A 15,859-nucleotide genomic window follows, 5' to 3' on the forward strand; every position below is an offset into this window, starting at 1 on the left:
CCCCTTACGCCTTCACAGCTGGTTTAACGATCAGGTCGCAGCCGGTTGCACCCGGAACACCACCTTTAACCAGCAGCAGGTTGCGCTCAGCGTCAACACGTACTACGTCCAGGCTCTGAACAGTAACGCGTTCGTTGCCCAGCTGACCTGCCATTTTCTTGCCTTTGAACACTTTGCCCGGAGTCTGGTTCTGACCGATAGAACCCGGAACGCGGTGAGACAAGGAGTTACCGTGGGTAGCGTCCTGGGTACGGAAGTTCCAGCGCTTAACGGTACCAGCGAAACCTTTACCTTTAGAGGTACCGGTTACGTCAACTTTTTTAACGTCAGCAAACAGTTCAACGCTAATGTTCTGACCAACGGTGTATTCTTCACCATCTGCCAGACGGAACTCCCACAGGCCGCGGCCAGCTTCTACGCCAGCTTTAGCAAAGTGACCAGCTTCCGGCTTAGTTACACGGTTAGCTTTTTTAGCACCAGTGGTAACCTGAATAGCGCGATAGCCATCGTTAGCCAGATCTTTGACCTGAGTAACGCGGTTTGCTTCAACTTCGATAACGGTTACTGGGATAGAGACGCCATCTTCAGTGAAGATGCGGGTCATACCCACTTTTTTACCGACTAAACCAATCATTGTATCAACCTCTCAATCGCTCGATGACCTGATTAACCCAGGCTGATCTGCACGTCTACACCGGCAGCCAGGTCCAGACGCATCAGAGCATCAACGGTTTTTTCAGTTGGCTCAACGATGTCAACCAGACGCTTGTGAGTACGAATCTCGTACTGATCACGCGCATCTTTGTTGACGTGCGGAGAGATCAGAACGGTGAAACGCTCTTTGCGGGTCGGCAGCGGGATCGGACCACGGACTTGCGCACCAGTGCGCTTAGCAGTCTCGACGATTTCCGCGGTTGATTGATCGATCAGACGATGATCAAACGCTTTAAGGCGGATACGGATTCTTTGGTTCTGCATGAGACCAGAGCTCCAATTATTTTATAGACGAAATGATTACTCCTCATACCCATTACGATTGATGGGAGAGTGTAACCGTTCTTACAGAGTTCCCCGATTGGGAACATTGTTAGGTAGCAAACTGCGCTACCAGGGCTCATATCGAACCGGCCGTCAATTTTGACAGGCCCGCGCATTATACGCAAATTCAGGCGCGACGCAAGTGCTGATTAGAAAATCATCACCATAATTTGCGCGTCTTCTCGCCCAGGCGCTCGGCAATGCAATACCACGATAAATAAGTCAGGAAGCCGCCATCCATCTTGCACAAATGCGCGTTGCGCTAACGCGCGACGATAAGCAATGTGAGCGCATTATCCCCGAACAGGAGTGTTCCATGCTTACCGTCCTCCCCTTCTTAGTTTGTTATTGTGGATTAACCCTGGCGTTATGCCGGCAGGACCTGCTTCGCGGTCTTCTTCCTGACAGCCTCACCTGTCCCCTGCTGTGGAGCGGTTTTGTTTTTTACCTGTGTCTGGCGCCGCAGCGGCTAGAGGATGCCGTCTGGGGGGCAATTGCAGGCTATCTCATTTTTGCCCTGCTCTACTGGCTATATAGGGTGTTTCGCGGCTATGAGGGATTAGGATACGGCGACATTAAATATCTTGCCGCCCTCGGCGCCTGGCATGGCTGGCAGAGGTTGCCGCAGCTGGTATTGGCCGCATCGCTGCTTGCCGGTATGGCATGGGTGATATTGGCGTTGTTCAGGAGGAGTAAGCAACAACGATGGGGTTTGAACAACCCGCTGCCGTTTGGGCCATTTCTGACTGCAGCGGGTTTTTGGTGCGGGTGGCAGACGTTCGCTAGTCTGACACTTTGATCTGCGATTGAAGGTAATTTTGCAGACCGATTTTGCCGATCAGATCTAACTCGGTTTCCAGCCAGTCAATATGGCCTTCCTCATCGGCAAGGATTTCAATCATCATATCGCGACTGACATAATCATGAACGCTGTCGGCATAGGCGATTGCCTCACGCAGGTTTTGCGCGCCTTCGAGCTCCAGCCGTAAGTCAGACTGCAGCATCTCTTCGACATCCTCACCGATGCCAAGTTTGCCAAGATCCTGCAGGTTAGGCAGCCCTTCAAGAAACAAAATACGCTCGATGTACTTATCGGCGTGTTTCATCTCATCGATAGATTCATGATATTCAATATCGTTGAGGCGCATCAGGCCCCAGTTCTTGAACATTCTTGCATGAAGAAAATACTGGTTAATAGCGACCAGTTCGTTTCCCAATAATTTATTGAGATAACTTATGATTTTGACATCACCTTTCATTATAAAGTCCCTCCGCTTCCACTTATTGAAGCGTAGTCCGGGCTATAAGGATGTCAAAAAGAGAAGAGTCGCGATCAGGCGATTTCTTTGAATTCCGGCATGCTGGTTAATTCATCTTCCATCACTTCACGTGCCGCGCGGACGCACTTACCGCATTGATTTCCAACGGGAATAAACTTGCGTAATTGTTGAAAAGATTGCGGTTGAAATTGACGCACAACCTGACGGATTTTTTTATCGCTTACGCCATTGCACAAACAAACGTACATATAAACTCCCGTTCAATTTATGCACAAAGTTTAAATGAGAATAGTTATGATTACAATAGACTGTTTATTAATTATCCCTGGCGGCGCACTTTATGAATATTTATACCATCGCGGCTTTTCACCAAATCATAGACAGCAAAAAGGGCGCCGAAGCGCCCTTTTTAATTCAAAGCTAACGAATTAGCCCAGAACTTTAGCTACAACGCCCGCGCCAACGGTACGGCCGCCTTCACGGATTGCGAAACGCAGACCATCGTCCATCGCGATCGGGTGGATCAGGGTAACAACCATTTTGATGTTGTCGCCCGGCATTACCATCTCTACGCCTTCCGGCAGTTCGATGGTACCAGTCACGTCAGTAGTACGGAAGTAGAACTGCGGACGGTAGCCTTTGAAGAACGGAGTATGACGGCCGCCTTCGTCTTTGGACAGGATGTACACTTCAGATTCGAACTTGGTGTGCGGCTTGATGCTGCCCGGCTTAGCCAGTACCTGACCACGTTCGATTTCTTCACGTTTGATACCACGCAGCAGAACACCTACGTTCTCACCAGCACGGCCTTCGTCCAGCAGTTTGCGGAACATTTCAACGCCAGTACAGGTGGTTTTCGCGGTTTCTTTGATACCAACGATTTCAACTTCTTCACCAACTTTGATGATACCGCGCTCTACACGACCGGTAACAACGGTACCACGACCGGAGATGGAGAATACGTCTTCGATCGGCAGCAGGAACGGCTTGTCAATCGCACGCTCTGGTTCTGGGATGTAAGAATCCAGGAAGCCAGCCAGTTCGATGATTTTCGCTTCCCACTCTGCGTCGCCTTCCAGCGCTTTCAGAGCAGAACCACGAACGATCGGAGTGTCGTCGCCCGGGAAATCGTACTGAGACAGCAGTTCACGAACTTCCATCTCAACCAGTTCCAGCAGCTCTTCGTCATCAACCATGTCGCATTTGTTCAGGAACACGATGATGTACGGAACGCCTACCTGACGACCCAGCAGGATGTGCTCACGAGTCTGCGGCATCGGGCCGTCAGTCGCAGCAACAACCAGGATCGCGCCATCCATCTGAGCAGCACCGGTGATCATGTTTTTAACATAGTCGGCGTGGCCCGGGCAGTCTACGTGTGCGTAGTGGCGAGTCGGGGTGTCATATTCAACGTGGGAAGTGTTGATGGTGATACCACGAGCTTTTTCTTCCGGCGCGTTATCGATCTGGTCGAATGCGCGAGCAGCACCGCCGTAGGTTTTAGCCAGTACGGTGGTGATTGCAGCGGTCAGAGTAGTTTTACCATGGTCAACGTGGCCGATAGTACCAACGTTGACGTGCGGTTTTGTACGTTCAAATTTTTCTTTAGACACGGCTATATTCCTTACTATAGTGCTCTCCCCTCAGGAGAGAGCACGGGACTTAGGTTTTAATCCTGTGGATTATTTACCACGGGCTTCAATAACGGCCTGAGCAACGTTGTTCGGCGCATCATCATACTTCAGGAATTCCATGGTGTATGATGCACGACCTTTGGTCAGAGAACGCAGCTGAGTTGCATATCCGAACATTTCAGACAGCGGAACTTCAGCGTGGATCTTAACGCCAGTTACTTCAGATTCTTGACCGCGCAGCATGCCGCGACGACGGCTCAAGTCACCGATTACGTCACCGGTGTTCTCTTCCGGAGTTTCTACTTCAACCTTCATGATCGGCTCAAGCAGAACTGGTTTCGCTTTCTTAAAGCCTTCTTTAAAGGCGATAGAAGCGGCCAGTTTAAACGCCAGCTCAGAGGAGTCAACGTCGTGGTAAGAACCGAAGTGCAGACGGATACCCATATCAACTACCGGGTAGCCAGCCAGCGGACCAGCTTTCAGCTGTTCCTGGATGCCTTTATCAACGGCCGGGATGTATTCGCCAGGGATTACACCACCTTTAATGTCGTTGATGAACTCGTAACCTTTCGGGTTAGAGCCCGGCTCCAGCGGGTACATGTCGATCACAACGTGACCGTACTGACCACGACCACCAGACTGCTTGGCGTGTTTACCTTCAACATCGGTAACTTTCTGGCGAATCGCTTCGCGGTAAGCAACCTGAGGTTTACCGACGTTCGCTTCAACGTTGAATTCACGCTTCATACGGTCAACGATGATGTCGAGGTGCAGTTCACCCATACCGGCGATGATGGTCTGGTTAGACTCTTCGTCAGTCCATACGCGGAATGACGGGTCTTCTTTAGCCAGACGACCCAGAGCCAGACCCATTTTTTCCTGGTCAGCTTTGGTTTTCGGCTCAACGGCGATGGAGATTACCGGCTCAGGGAATTCCATACGCTCCAGAATGATCGGCGCATCCGGGTCACACAGGGTGTCACCAGTGGTTACGTCTTTCAGACCGATAGCGGCAGCGATATCGCCCGCGCGAACTTCTTTGATCTCTTCACGTTTGTTAGCGTGCATCTGAACGATACGACCGAAACGCTCACGTGCAGCTTTCACGGAGTTCAGTACGGTATCACCAGAGTTAACCACACCGGAGTACACACGGAAGAAGGTCAGGTTACCAACGAACGGGTCGGTAGCGATTTTGAACGCCAGTGCAGAGAACGGCTCTTCGTCGCTTGCGTGACGCTCAGCCGGGGTATCTTTACCGTCGTCCAGGATGCCGTTGATTGCCGGAACATCGATCGGGGATGGCAGGTAATCAATTACCGCATCCAGCATCGCCTGAACACCTTTGTTCTTGAACGCAGAACCACAGGTTACCAGGATGATTTCGTTGTTCAGAACGCGCTGACGCAGAGCTTTTTTGATCTCTTCTTCAGTCAGTTCTTCGCCACCCAGGTATTTTTCCATCAGCTCTTCGGAAGCTTCCGCAGCGGACTCGATCAGGTTCTGGTGCCATTCGTCAGCCAGTTCCTGCATGTCAGCCGGGATATCTTCGTATTCGAAGGTAACGCCTGCATCAGCTTCGTTCCAGTTGATGGCTTTCATTTTCACCAGGTCAACAACACCGGTGAAACCTTCTTCAGCACCAATTGCCAGCTGCAGCGGAACCGGGTTCGCGCCCAGACGGGTTTTGATCTGACCAACAACTTTCAGGAAGTTCGCACCCATGCGGTCCATTTTGTTAACGAACGCAATGCGTGGAACTTTATATTTGTTTGCCTGACGCCATACGGTTTCAGACTGCGGCTGAACACCACCAACTGCGCAGTAAACCATTACCGCACCATCAAGAACACGCATGGAACGTTCTACTTCGATAGTGAAGTCAACGTGCCCCGGGGTGTCGATGATGTTTACACGGTGCGGTTCATACTGTTTAGCCATACCAGACCAGAATGCAGTAGTCGCAGCGGAAGTGATGGTGATACCACGTTCCTGCTCCTGCTCCATCCAGTCCATGGTAGCGGCGCCGTCATGAACTTCACCGATTTTGTGGTTTACACCGGTGTAGAACAGAATACGTTCGGTAGTAGTGGTTTTACCGGCGTCGATGTGCGCACTGATACCGATGTTACGGTAGCGTGCGATGGGTGTTGTACGAGCCATTTGATTCCTCGTTTATTTCTTTAGGCGTTCAGTTAAGTTATCCAGAGCGGGCGACTCATCTGAAACGCCCGCCTGGTGACTATGACTCCGAAGGGATTACCAACGGTAGTGTGCGAACGCCTTGTTGGCTTCGGCCATACGGTGAACGTCTTCACGTTTCTTAACTGCAGTACCTTTGTTGTCTGCAGCGTCAGTGAGTTCGTTCGCCAGGCGCAGAGCCATGGATTTATCACCGCGTTTACGAGCAGCTTCAACGATCCAACGCATTGCCAGGGCATTACGACGAACCGGACGTACTTCAACTGGAACCTGATAAGTAGAACCACCTACGCGGCGGGACTTAACTTCGACAGTCGGGCGCACGTTTTCGAGCGCAACTTCGAAGGCTTCCAGTTCAGTTTTACCAGAGCGCTGAGCCAGGGTCTCCAGCGCGCTGTATACGATAGTTTCTGCAGTAGATTTTTTACCATCTACCATCAGGATATTTACAAATTTAGCCAGCAGTTCTGATCCGAACTTCGGATCCGGCAGAATTTTACGCTGACCAATGACGCGACGACGTGGCATGGAAATACTCCGTTGTTAATTCAGGATTGTCCAAAACTCAAAGAGTTTAGTTTGACATTAATATAAAACGTTTGGCCTTACTTAACGGAGAACCATTAAGCCTTAGGACGCTTCACGCCGTACTTGGAGCGAGCCTGCTTACGGTCTTTAACGCCGGAGCAGTCAAGCGCACCACGAACGGTGTGGTAACGAACACCCGGAAGGTCTTTAACACGACCGCCACGGATCAGGATCACGGAGTGCTCCTGCAGGTTGTGACCTTCACCACCGATGTAGGAGGTGACTTCGAAACCGTTAGTCAGACGCACACGGCAAACTTTACGCAGTGCGGAGTTCGGTTTCTTAGGAGTGGTGGTATATACGCGAGTACATACGCCACGTTTCTGCGGGCAGGCTTCCAGCGCCGGCACGTTGCTCTTTGCAACTTTGCGCGCGCGTGGTTTGCGTACCAGCTGGTTAACTGTTGCCATTAAATAGCTCCTGGTTTTAGCTTTTGCTTCGTAAACACGTAATAAATCGCCTCATATAATATGAGGACGCAGAATTTTAGGGCGGTGCCGAAAAGGTGTCAAGAAATATACAACGATCCCGCCATTACCAGGCCAACTGACCTTCATGTTTGACCGTAAGACTGACGAAATCAGTATAGCCAACCCTGACGACACTGTCCGCAATTTGACCAGCCAGCCCGCGGGCTTCGATATCGTCTTGCAGAGCATGTAGGGTTATGGGGGCGGATTGCAGGATTTCAAGGAAACGGCCGCCGTCAATCGCCGCGACCACGCCATCGGAGAGCAGGAGCAGATCGTCGCCTGGCTTCACCAGACGCAGCATCGCGTCGATATCGACATGCCAGGGAGAGACGCTTAGAGTGTGGAGCATCTGGGCCTCAGAATCGTAGAATCACGTTGAACTCATCAAGCCGGGCGCGCAGCGCTTCTGGCTCGAGGCTTTCTACATCCACCACCCACGGCGTATCGGCGGCCAGGCCGCGCTCGCGGGCAGACGCCGCGCATAACCAACACTGTTCGATGTCATACAGCGATAACAGCTTGAAGGTGGCGATATAATCACGGGCGAGGATTTTTCCCGGCTGCTGGCCAGGGATAATCTGAAACACGCCGTCGCCGACAAAAAAGACGCCGAGGTCGTCGGTAAGCGCCGAGGTCGCCAGTAAGGCGTCCAGCCCTTCCCTGCCGGCTGCGCTGCCGTGCGGCGCGGAAGAAAATACGAAAGCCACGCGTTTCATCAGAACTGCACCATTCTATCGCAGGTTAACGACGCTTCAGCCAGCGCGCCTAACCCGCTTAAGGTAAATCCCGTCTGCAGATTATGCGCCGGCAAACCAAGCTGCTGCGCTTCGCGTTCATCGGTCACGCCGCGGCGTAGCGCCGCTGCCACGCAAATGTGCAGCGCAACGGCATGTTCATCATGCAGGCGCTGCCAGTGACGCACCAGGTCTACCTCATCGCTGGCGGGAGCCGTCAGCTGATTGGCGTTGTAGACTCCTTCACGATAGAAAAATACGCAGGCCAGTTCATGTCCTGCGTTAATAACCGCCTGCGCAAACTGCCACGCGCTACTGGCCTGCTGAGTACCGTAGGCAGGCCCGGTTACGGTGATGGCAAAACGCATTACTTATCGAGCCCCTGGAAATCTCCGCTTTTAAACTGGCGGATGTAGAGGTACACCGTGTGTTTAGAGATATTCAGGCGATCGGCTACCTGGTTAATCGCATCTTTGATATCGAAGATGCCTTTCTCGTATAGATTCAGCACGATTTGGCGGTTTTTCGCGTTATTCGATACGTTGCGATCGGCATTCACCTCTTCAATGGTGAACTCCAGCGTTTGCGCCACCAGATCATCCACCGACGAGGCGAAGTTGACCTGCGAGTTGACTTCCGGCGTCTCCGGCGGAATGAAAGTGCTCATAATCTGCGAGAACGGAACATCAAGGTTCATGTTGATACAAAGCAGACCAATCACCCGATGTTCCCGGTTGCGAATGGCAATAGTCACCGATTTCATCAGCACACCGCTTTTCGCGCGGGTAAAATAGCACTTCGATACGCTGCTATCCGCTCCCGTCATGTCGTGCAGCATACGTAACGCCAGATCGGTAATCGGCGAGCCAATTTGGCGGCCGGTGTGTTCACCGTTAGCGATACGAATAGCGGAGCATTTTAAATCCTGCAGTGAGTGCAGCACGATTTCACAATGGGAACCAATGAGCATCGCTAACCCGTCCACCACCGCTTCATAGGATTTTAGGATATCGAAGTCGGTCTGGTCGAAAGGACGTTGATCCAGCAGGTCAAGCTCGCTGGTTTCGTTGGTTAAAAGCGACCTGGACATGTAAAAAAGCACTCCTTTTCAGGAGCCTGTCGTTATCGTCAGGGCAGGCTCATCATCATTATTAAGCTATCTAAAGTAATACAGCGCCTGAGGAATTTTCCAGTTTTAATTATATCTACAGCCAATAAAAAAGCCGCCGCCCCTGAAGGCGGCGGCTTATAGCAGATTACTTCTTAGCGTCTGCAGCCGGTGCTTCGGCAGCGGCTTCTGGCTTAGCATCAGCCTTCGGAGCCGGTTTGATATCCAGCAGTTCTACATCGAATACCAGCGTAGAGTTAGCCGGGATACCCGGAACGCCAGTTTTGCCGTAGGCCAGATCTGGTGGGATAACCAGCTTGATTTTGCCGCCTTTTTTGATGTTTTTCAGGCCTTCGGTCCAGCCAGGAATAACGCCATCAAGACGGAAAGAGAGCGGCTCGCCGCGGGTGTAAGAGTTATCGAACTCTTTACCGTCGATCAGCGTACCTTTGTAGTTCACCACGACGGTATCGCTGTCTTTCGGCGCATCGCCAGTACCGGCTTTCTCGACTTTATACATCAGGCCGGATTTAGAGGTTTTCACGCCCTTCTCTTTAGCGAAGGCGTCACGGAACGCTTTGCCTTTGGCATCGTTCTCGGTCGCATCTTTTTCCATCTTCTGCTGAGCGGCGGTTTTCACACGGGTCTCAAAGGACTGCAGAGTGGTTTCAATTTCTTTGTCGGACAGTTTGCTCTTATCGGCAAACGCATCCTGCACACCGGCAATCAGCTGGTCTTTATCCAGTTTGATACCCAGCTTCTCTTGTTCTTTCAGGGAGTTTTCCATGTAACGGCCGAGGGATGCACCCAGCGCATAAGCGGATTTTTGATCGTCATTTTTAAATGCCGATTTGCTGTCCGCCGCCGGTGCGGCTTTCGCTGCGGTATCGGCAGCAAAGGTCAGCGGTGCATTCAGGGCAACGGCCATCGTGGTCGCCAGCAGCGTTACTTTAAACAGTGATTTCATCCATTTCTCCAGGGCCGGGGCATCTCACCCCAGGGTTATCATAAAAAGCAAAAAACGTACTATAGAACGTTGCAGAACAAATCTACATACGGACCTACCTGAATATCGCCTCATTTCAGACTATTTTTGTATGAATTAGTTTCCTCTCTGACGTTACGATGCTGCGTTAACGCGGAAACTTGAGTAGAATCCGCCCGCAAACAAGACAGAAGAGGCGACCTATGAACGATAGCACAATGGAGACGCGTCTGGCGGAACTGGAAAGCCGACTGGCGTTTCAGGAGATCACCATCGAGGACCTCAACAAAACCGTCACGGCGCATGAAATAGAAATGGCCAAAATGCGCGAACATATGCGCTTGATGATCGAAAAATTGAAAGCGACACAGCCGTCGCACATCGCGTCACAGTCTGAAGAGACGCCGCCTCCGCATTATTGAGACGTAAAAAAAGCGGGTTTCCCCGCTTTTTTGGCTATTCGCGCGAACGCGACGCCATTAGTGGCAACCGCAACCACCGTTACCGCAACCACCTTTGCCGTGTTCATGGTCGTGACCATGATCGTGGCCGTGGCCGCCGCAGCAACCGTCATGACCGTGGTCATGATCGTGATCGTGGCCATGAGCGCCGTGTACGTGACCGTGCTCCAGCTCTTCTGCAGTGGCTTCGCGCAGGGCGACAACTTCTACGTTGAACTTCAGATTCTGGCCAGCCAGCATGTGGTTGCCGTCAACCACCACGAAATCGTCGCCGACTTCGGTGATTTCTACCGGTACCGGACCCTGGTCGGTTTCAGCCAGGAAGCGCATGCCAACCTGCAGTTCGTCAACGCCCATGAAAACGTCTTTAGGAACGCGCTGAACCAGGTTTTCGTCATACTGGCCGTACGCGTCATTCGCGCCGACTTCGACATCAAATTTGTCGCCCACTTCGTGGCCGTTTAATGCGTTTTCCAGGCCGGAAATCAGGGAACCGTGACCATGCAGGTAGTCCAGCGGCGCACTCACCGGAGACTCATCAACCAACACACCGTCTTCTGTACGTACCTGATAGGCCAGGCTGACCACCAGGTCTTTTGCTACTTTCATGATATCTCCTGAGCATGGGAAGAATAGTGGCGCAGATTGTAGCGGAATTCTGCAGCCGTGTACCCTTTAGCTTAAAAAAAGGCGACAGATAACGCTAGTCCGGATGAAAAATGCCGATCACTTGCTCTTCTTTACGAACGTGCTCGCGGACCTCTTTATCGGCCTCGCGCATCTGATGTCCGCACTTAACGCACTCAACAATATCGACATTATTCTCGCGCCACATCGCCAGTGAATCCTGCGCCTGGCACGCCGGGCATTTTGCGCCGGCAATAAAACGTTTACGTACCGCCATTTTGTTCTACCTTCTATTCAAACTCGTCCCAGCCGTCCAGCTGCCGGCTTTCTTTCTGCATTTCACGCTCAAAAATCTCTTCCAGCTCGCGCCGGGCCTCCCGCACGCGGGATATCTGTACGGTATCAGTATGCACTGGCATTAACTCGCGCAGCATTCGCATATCGAGGCGTCGAAAGTGTAACTGCGCGCGCTGCGCCTGATGCGGATGCATTCCCAGGGTCACCAGCGCCTTGCGCCCCAATTCCAGGGCGCTGGAGAAGGTTTCTCGCGAGAATTGCGTCACGCCGGCCTGTAATAGCTCATGCGCCTCTACGCGCCCCCGCGCACGCGCCAGAATATGGAGGTGGGGAAAATGCTGTTGGCACATCTCCACCAGCTTCATGGTATCTTCCGGCTCGTTGCAGGTAATCACAATAGACTGCGCCTCTTCCGCCCCCGCCGAACGCAGCAGCTCAAGCTGCGTCGCATCGCCGAAATAGACTTTGTAGCCATATTTGCGCATCAGGTTGACCGCGCTGATATCGCATTCAAGCACGGTAATACGCATTTTATTGGCCATCAGCAGGCGCCCAATCACCTGACCAAAACGCCCGAAGCCAACGATAATCACCTGTGGCTTATCATCCTCGACCCATGGCGCCTCATCGGTATCCTCCGCCGGGTTAAGCCGTCGCGACAGCACTTTATCAATGACCTTCATCAGGAGCGGCGTGGTCATCATCGATAAGGTTACGGTAACCAGCAGCAGCGCCATTTGATCGTTATGGAACAGCTTCTGCGAAGCCGGCATGGAAAAGAGAACAAAGGCGAACTCGCCGCCCTGGCTCAATACGCCGGCGAACTGCGTGCGCTCGGAGCTGCGCAAACCATATAGCCGGGCCAATACATAAAGCACCAACGCTTTAACCGCCACCAGCGCGGCAACGCTCAGCGCGACCCACAACAGATGGGTATATAGCACGCCAAGATTCAGCGCCATGCCGACGGAGATAAAAAACAGCCCCAGCAGCAAGCCTTTAAACGGCTCAATAGCGATTTCCAGCTCGTGGCGATATTCGCTTTCCGCCAGCAGCACGCCGGCGATAAACGTCCCCAGCGCCATTGACAGCCCCAGGGCGTCCATAAACAGCGCGGAACCCAGCACCAGCAGCAGCGTGGCGGCGGTAAATACCTCACGCACGCCGGAACCGGCGATAAAACGGAAAACCGGACGCAGCAGAAAACGGCCGCCAATCAGCATGCCGGCGAAAGCCAGCACCTTCATCCCCACCGACATCCAGTTGAAGTTATCGTCGCCGTGTCCGGCGAGCAGCGGGACCAGCGCCAGCGCCGGGATCACCGCTAAATCCTGAAATAACAGAACTGAAAAGCCCAGCTGGCCGGATTCGTTACGGCTCATTCCCTTCTCGCGCATCAGCTGCAGCGCCATTGCGGTAGAGGACATTGCTAACCCAATACCGCCCACCACGGCCGCCTGCCACGAAAACCCGGTGACCACCAGCAATCCGCCGAGGATCGCCGCGCTAAACAGCACCTGCGCCGCGCCGACGCCGAATATCGAGTTGCGCAGTTGCCACAATTTGGCCGGATTAAGCTCAAGGCCGATGATGAACATCAGGAATACAACGCCCAGCTCGGAAAAATGGAGAATTTCATCCACATCGCTAATAAAGCCAAGCCCCCACGGGCCAATTGCAATCCCGGCCAGCAGGTAGCCGAGCACGGCGCCAATGCCCAGCCGGGCCGCCAGCGGTACCGCCACCACGGCGGCAAACAAAAACAGTACCCCCGCTAATAGCAAATCAGCTCCCGCCATTGACGCCTCCTGTAGCAACAGGATTCGCGAGCCAATCACGATATGCGCGGGCGTGGCTTTGCAAATCTTCCGGCCGCTGTCGGCGCGCCCAGTAGACAATAATCGGACTCAGCCAGTGCATGCGGCACATGCCGGCCGTTAACTCAAAAGGGCGCAGAATATCATTCATCGGATAGCGATTAGCATCGCGGCGGTAAGCGCTCTCCGGCTCGCCGGTGGTGATCACGCTACGCCAGTACTTTCCCGCCAGTTGATTTCCTCCCGCGCCGCTGGCGAAGCCGCGGCTCAGCACCCGGTCCAGCCACTCTTTCAACAATGCCGGGCAGCTCCACGTATACAGCGGATGTTGGAAAACAATCACCTGATGCTGACGCAGGAGATCCTGCTCATGGGCGATATCAATAAAAAAATCTGGATAGTGCGCATAAAGATCGTGCACGGTGACATTCGGCAACTGTAAGGCCGGTTCAAGCAAAACCCGGTTGGCCACGGAATCCTGAGATTCTGGGTGGGCATACAGCAGCAACACTTTCGCTGTCTGAGACATCATTCCCCTCCCGAACGTCATCTGGCGGCTTGCGAAGCGGCTGCGTCTCGACGCAACCAGAATGACTTTGTCTATCGTCTTCATTTTGGGCTACCATTGCGGCCCTATGGAGCGTTTCGCTTCCACACTACATTATCATAAAGACAAATTAACATAGTCTGAACATACGGCGCCTTATGATTGTTTTCTCCTCGTTACAAATTCGTCGCGGCGTACGCGTCCTGCTGGACAACGCCACCGCCACCATCAATCCTGGCCAGAAGGTCGGTCTGGTGGGTAAAAACGGCTGCGGTAAATCTACGTTGCTTTCGCTTTTGAAAAACGAGATAAGCGCCGACGGCGGCTCCATGGCCTTCCCGAGCAACTGGCAGCTGGCGTGGGTTAATCAGGAAACGCCGGCCCTGCCGCAACCGGCTATTGATTATGTTATTGATGGCGATCGCGAGTTCCGCAAGCTGGAAGCCGATTTACAGCAGGCCAATGAGCGTGACGACGGCCACGCCATCGCTACCGTCCACGGTAAGCTGGATGCCATTGACGCCTGGACGATTCGTTCCCGCGCCGCCAGCCTGCTACACGGCCTTGGTTTCAGTAACGAGCAGCTTGAGCGCCCGGTCAGTGATTTCTCCGGCGGCTGGCGTATGCGCTTAAACCTCGCGCAGGCGCTGATCTGCCGTTCCGACCTGCTGCTGCTCGACGAACCGACCAACCACCTCGATCTTGATGCGGTGATCTGGCTGGAAAAATGGCTGAAAGGCTATACCGGTACGCTGATCCTGATTTCCCACGATCGTGATTTCCTCGATCCGATCGTCGATAAAATTATTCATATCGAACAGCAAACGATGTTCGAATACACCGGTAACTACAGCTCGTTTGAAATCCAGCGCGCGACCCGTCTGTCGCAGCAGCAGGCCATGTATGAAAGCCAGCAGCAGCGCGTAGCCCACTTGCAGAGCTATATCGACCGCTTCCGCGCCAAGGCCACCAAAGCGAAGCAGGCGCAGAGCCGTATCAAAATGCTTGAGCGCATGGAGCTTATCGCTCCGGCGCACGTCGATAACCCGTTCCACTTCAGCTTCCGCGCGCCGGAAAGCCTGCCGAACCCGTTACTCAAGATGGAAAAAGTCAGCGCCGGCTACGGCGAACGGATTATTCTCGACTCCATCAAGCTGAACCTGGTGCCCGGTTCGCGTATCGGTCTGCTGGGGCGCAACGGCGCCGGTAAATCAACGCTGATTAAGCTGCTGGCCGGTGAGTTACAGCCGCTGTCCGGTGAAATTGGCCTGGCGAAAGGGATTAAGCTCGGTTACTTCGCCCAGCATCAGCTCGAATTCCTGCGCGCCGATGAGTCGCCGATACAGCATCTGGCCCGCCTGGCGCCGCAGGAGCTGGAACAAAAACTGCGCGACTACCTCGGCGGCTTTGGATTCCAGGGGGATAAAGTCAGCGAAGAGACCCGCCGTTTCTCCGGCGGCGAAAAAGCGCGCCTGGTGCTGGCGTTAATCGTCTGGCAGCGCCCTAACCTACTGCTGCTCGATGAACCGACCAACCACCTTGATCTTGATATGCGTCAGGCCTTAACCGAAGCGCTGATCGACTTCGAAGGGGCGCTGGTCGTGGTCTCGCACGATCGTCACCTGATCCGCTCCACCACTGACGATCTGTATCTCGTACACGACGGTAAAGTTGAACCGTTTGATGGCGATCTGGAAGATTATCAGCAGTGGCTGAGTGATTCGCAGAAGCAGGAAAACCAGACTTCTGAAGCGCCGAAGGATAACGGCAACAGCGCGCAAGCGCGTAAGGATCAAAAACGCCGCGAAGCCGAACTGCGCACGCAAACGCAACCGCTGCGTAAAGAGATCGCCCGGCTGGAAAAAGAGATGGATAAACTCAACGCGCAGCTGGCGCAGGCGGAAGAGAAACTGGGCGACAGCGAGTTATATGACGCCTCGCGCAAAGCGGAATTAACCGCGTGCCTGCAGCAGCAGGCGAGCGCCAAATCAGGGCTCGAAGAGTGTGAAATGGCGTGGCTGGACGCGCAGGAACAGCTGGAGCGGATGCTGCAGGAAGGTTAATGCAA

20 protein-coding genes are annotated in these 15,859 nt (G+C 53.3%); 3 read left to right on the plus strand and 17 right to left on the minus strand.

What is annotated here, in order from left to right; genetic code table 11:
* Nucleotides 1–4 precede the first annotated feature (4 nt).
* Nucleotides 5–634, minus strand: a complete 630-nt coding sequence (gene rplC, locus ABLU86_RS18620; protein WP_015369422.1) for a 50S ribosomal protein L3 — start codon at nucleotides 632–634, stop codon at nucleotides 5–7.
* A 32-nt stretch (nucleotides 635–666) separates the two neighbouring features.
* Nucleotides 667–978, minus strand: coding sequence for a 30S ribosomal protein S10 (rpsJ, locus tag ABLU86_RS18625; RefSeq protein ID WP_001181005.1), 312 nt, complete (start codon nucleotides 976–978; stop codon nucleotides 667–669).
* A 376-nt stretch (nucleotides 979–1,354) separates the two neighbouring features.
* Between rpsJ and ABLU86_RS18630 the strand changes: the two genes are divergently transcribed.
* Complete coding sequence (locus tag ABLU86_RS18630; protein ID WP_015369421.1) at nucleotides 1,355–1,837, plus strand: A24 family peptidase; 483 nt, start codon at nucleotides 1,355–1,357, stop codon at nucleotides 1,835–1,837.
* Here the strand turns inward: ABLU86_RS18630 and bfr are convergent.
* The 11 genes from bfr to fkpA form a co-directional block, all read right to left on the minus strand.
* The gene (bfr, locus tag ABLU86_RS18635; RefSeq protein ID WP_015369420.1) at nucleotides 1,821–2,297 is read right to left on the minus strand and encodes a bacterioferritin; all 477 of its coding nucleotides are present in this window, start codon (nucleotides 2,295–2,297) and stop codon (nucleotides 1,821–1,823) included. The two genes, ABLU86_RS18630 and bfr, sit on opposite strands and share 17 nt — an antisense overlap.
* Before the next feature lie 74 nt (nucleotides 2,298–2,371).
* Complete coding sequence (bfd, locus tag ABLU86_RS18640; protein WP_015369419.1) at nucleotides 2,372–2,566, minus strand: bacterioferritin-associated ferredoxin; 195 nt, start codon at nucleotides 2,564–2,566, stop codon at nucleotides 2,372–2,374.
* Nucleotides 2,567–2,746: 180 nt separating this feature from the next.
* Nucleotides 2,747–3,931 (minus strand): elongation factor Tu, encoded by a 1,185-nt coding sequence (tuf, locus tag ABLU86_RS18645; RefSeq protein WP_015369418.1) that lies wholly within the window; start codon nucleotides 3,929–3,931, stop codon nucleotides 2,747–2,749.
* A gap of 69 nt (nucleotides 3,932–4,000) precedes the next feature.
* The gene (gene fusA, locus ABLU86_RS18650) at nucleotides 4,001–6,115 is read right to left on the minus strand and encodes an elongation factor G (protein ID WP_015369417.1); all 2,115 of its coding nucleotides are present in this window, start codon (nucleotides 6,113–6,115) and stop codon (nucleotides 4,001–4,003) included.
* 96 nt (nucleotides 6,116–6,211) lie between these two features.
* Complete coding sequence (rpsG, locus tag ABLU86_RS18655) at nucleotides 6,212–6,682, minus strand: 30S ribosomal protein S7 (RefSeq protein ID WP_015369416.1); 471 nt, start codon at nucleotides 6,680–6,682, stop codon at nucleotides 6,212–6,214.
* A gap of 95 nt (nucleotides 6,683–6,777) precedes the next feature.
* Complete coding sequence (rpsL, locus tag ABLU86_RS18660) at nucleotides 6,778–7,152, minus strand: 30S ribosomal protein S12 (RefSeq protein WP_000246815.1); 375 nt, start codon at nucleotides 7,150–7,152, stop codon at nucleotides 6,778–6,780.
* Between the two features lie 124 nt (nucleotides 7,153–7,276).
* On the minus strand, nucleotides 7,277–7,564 hold the full coding sequence (gene tusB / locus ABLU86_RS18665; protein ID WP_015369415.1) for a sulfurtransferase complex subunit TusB: 288 nt from the start codon (nucleotides 7,562–7,564) through the stop codon (nucleotides 7,277–7,279).
* A gap of 7 nt (nucleotides 7,565–7,571) precedes the next feature.
* Nucleotides 7,572–7,931 (minus strand): sulfurtransferase complex subunit TusC, encoded by a 360-nt coding sequence (gene tusC / locus ABLU86_RS18670; RefSeq protein WP_015369414.1) that lies wholly within the window; start codon nucleotides 7,929–7,931, stop codon nucleotides 7,572–7,574.
* Nucleotides 7,931–8,317 (minus strand): sulfurtransferase complex subunit TusD, encoded by a 387-nt coding sequence (gene tusD, locus ABLU86_RS18675; RefSeq protein WP_015703643.1) that lies wholly within the window; start codon nucleotides 8,315–8,317, stop codon nucleotides 7,931–7,933. The genes tusC and tusD overlap by 1 nt, the downstream gene beginning before the upstream one ends.
* On the minus strand, nucleotides 8,317–9,039 hold the full coding sequence (locus ABLU86_RS18680) for a transcriptional regulator (protein WP_004868391.1): 723 nt from the start codon (nucleotides 9,037–9,039) through the stop codon (nucleotides 8,317–8,319). The genes tusD and ABLU86_RS18680 overlap by 1 nt, the downstream gene beginning before the upstream one ends.
* Nucleotides 9,040–9,205: 166 nt before the next feature.
* A complete protein-coding gene (gene fkpA / locus ABLU86_RS18685) occupies nucleotides 9,206–10,024 on the minus strand; it encodes an FKBP-type peptidyl-prolyl cis-trans isomerase (protein WP_015369412.1) in 819 nt (272 codons plus the stop codon).
* A gap of 221 nt (nucleotides 10,025–10,245) precedes the next feature.
* On the opposite strand from fkpA, the gene ABLU86_RS18690 reads away from it, so the two are divergent.
* Nucleotides 10,246–10,464 (plus strand): protein SlyX, encoded by a 219-nt coding sequence (locus ABLU86_RS18690; RefSeq protein WP_015369411.1) that lies wholly within the window; start codon nucleotides 10,246–10,248, stop codon nucleotides 10,462–10,464.
* A gap of 57 nt (nucleotides 10,465–10,521) precedes the next feature.
* Here the strand turns inward: ABLU86_RS18690 and slyD are convergent, their stop codons facing one another.
* From slyD to kefG, 4 genes are all read right to left on the minus strand, one after another.
* On the minus strand, nucleotides 10,522–11,112 hold the full coding sequence (gene slyD / locus ABLU86_RS18695; RefSeq protein ID WP_015369410.1) for a peptidylprolyl isomerase: 591 nt from the start codon (nucleotides 11,110–11,112) through the stop codon (nucleotides 10,522–10,524).
* Between the two features lie 94 nt (nucleotides 11,113–11,206).
* Nucleotides 11,207–11,407 (minus strand): YheV family putative zinc ribbon protein, encoded by a 201-nt coding sequence (locus ABLU86_RS18700; protein WP_004106389.1) that lies wholly within the window; start codon nucleotides 11,405–11,407, stop codon nucleotides 11,207–11,209.
* A gap of 13 nt (nucleotides 11,408–11,420) precedes the next feature.
* The gene (gene kefB / locus ABLU86_RS18705; RefSeq protein ID WP_348796413.1) at nucleotides 11,421–13,226 is read right to left on the minus strand and encodes a glutathione-regulated potassium-efflux system protein KefB; all 1,806 of its coding nucleotides are present in this window, start codon (nucleotides 13,224–13,226) and stop codon (nucleotides 11,421–11,423) included.
* Nucleotides 13,213–13,776, minus strand: a complete 564-nt coding sequence (kefG, locus tag ABLU86_RS18710) for a glutathione-regulated potassium-efflux system ancillary protein KefG (RefSeq protein WP_015369408.1) — start codon at nucleotides 13,774–13,776, stop codon at nucleotides 13,213–13,215. The genes kefB and kefG overlap by 14 nt, the downstream gene beginning before the upstream one ends.
* Before the next feature lie 173 nt (nucleotides 13,777–13,949).
* Here kefG and ABLU86_RS18715 point away from each other — a divergent pair, with 173 nt between their 5' ends.
* On the plus strand, nucleotides 13,950–15,854 hold the full coding sequence (locus ABLU86_RS18715; RefSeq protein WP_151085437.1) for an ABC transporter ATP-binding protein: 1,905 nt from the start codon (nucleotides 13,950–13,952) through the stop codon (nucleotides 15,852–15,854).
* The last annotated feature ends 5 nt before the right edge of the window (nucleotides 15,855–15,859 follow it).

Source organism: Klebsiella sp. JN_Kp121, assembly GCF_040062145.1.
GTDB classification, from domain to species: domain Bacteria; phylum Pseudomonadota; class Gammaproteobacteria; order Enterobacterales; family Enterobacteriaceae; genus Klebsiella; species Klebsiella aerogenes.

What these genes read in the sequence shown, in the direction of transcription:
- ABLU86_RS18715 (WP_151085437.1), top strand. Translation starts at nt 13,950, where the DNA reads ATGATTGTTTTCTCCTCGTTACAAATTCGTCGCGGCGTACGCGTCCTG.
- fkpA (WP_015369412.1), bottom strand. Translation starts at nt 10,024, where the DNA reads ATGAAATCACTGTTTAAAGTAACGCTGCTGGCGACCACGATGGCCGTT.
- kefB (WP_348796413.1), bottom strand. Translation starts at nt 13,226, where the DNA reads ATGGCGGGAGCTGATTTGCTATTAGCGGGGGTACTGTTTTTGTTTGCC.
- bfd (WP_015369419.1), bottom strand. Translation starts at nt 2,566, where the DNA reads ATGTACGTTTGTTTGTGCAATGGCGTAAGCGATAAAAAAATCCGTCAG.
- ABLU86_RS18680 (WP_004868391.1), bottom strand. Translation starts at nt 9,039, where the DNA reads ATGTCCAGGTCGCTTTTAACCAACGAAACCAGCGAGCTTGACCTGCTG.
- tusD (WP_015703643.1), bottom strand. Translation starts at nt 8,317, where the DNA reads ATGCGTTTTGCCATCACCGTAACCGGGCCTGCCTACGGTACTCAGCAG.
- tusB (WP_015369415.1), bottom strand. Translation starts at nt 7,564, where the DNA reads ATGCTCCACACTCTAAGCGTCTCTCCCTGGCATGTCGATATCGACGCG.
- tusC (WP_015369414.1), bottom strand. Translation starts at nt 7,931, where the DNA reads ATGAAACGCGTGGCTTTCGTATTTTCTTCCGCGCCGCACGGCAGCGCA.
- ABLU86_RS18700 (WP_004106389.1), bottom strand. Translation starts at nt 11,407, where the DNA reads ATGGCGGTACGTAAACGTTTTATTGCCGGCGCAAAATGCCCGGCGTGC.
- bfr (WP_015369420.1), bottom strand. Translation starts at nt 2,297, where the DNA reads ATGAAAGGTGATGTCAAAATCATAAGTTATCTCAATAAATTATTGGGA.
- ABLU86_RS18630 (WP_015369421.1), top strand. Translation starts at nt 1,355, where the DNA reads ATGCTTACCGTCCTCCCCTTCTTAGTTTGTTATTGTGGATTAACCCTG.
- rpsJ (WP_001181005.1), bottom strand. Translation starts at nt 978, where the DNA reads ATGCAGAACCAAAGAATCCGTATCCGCCTTAAAGCGTTTGATCATCGT.
- rplC (WP_015369422.1), bottom strand. Translation starts at nt 634, where the DNA reads ATGATTGGTTTAGTCGGTAAAAAAGTGGGTATGACCCGCATCTTCACT.
- ABLU86_RS18690 (WP_015369411.1), top strand. Translation starts at nt 10,246, where the DNA reads ATGAACGATAGCACAATGGAGACGCGTCTGGCGGAACTGGAAAGCCGA.
- fusA (WP_015369417.1), bottom strand. Translation starts at nt 6,115, where the DNA reads ATGGCTCGTACAACACCCATCGCACGCTACCGTAACATCGGTATCAGT.
- kefG (WP_015369408.1), bottom strand. Translation starts at nt 13,776, where the DNA reads ATGATGTCTCAGACAGCGAAAGTGTTGCTGCTGTATGCCCACCCAGAA.
- slyD (WP_015369410.1), bottom strand. Translation starts at nt 11,112, where the DNA reads ATGAAAGTAGCAAAAGACCTGGTGGTCAGCCTGGCCTATCAGGTACGT.
- rpsL (WP_000246815.1), bottom strand. Translation starts at nt 7,152, where the DNA reads ATGGCAACAGTTAACCAGCTGGTACGCAAACCACGCGCGCGCAAAGTT.
- rpsG (WP_015369416.1), bottom strand. Translation starts at nt 6,682, where the DNA reads ATGCCACGTCGTCGCGTCATTGGTCAGCGTAAAATTCTGCCGGATCCG.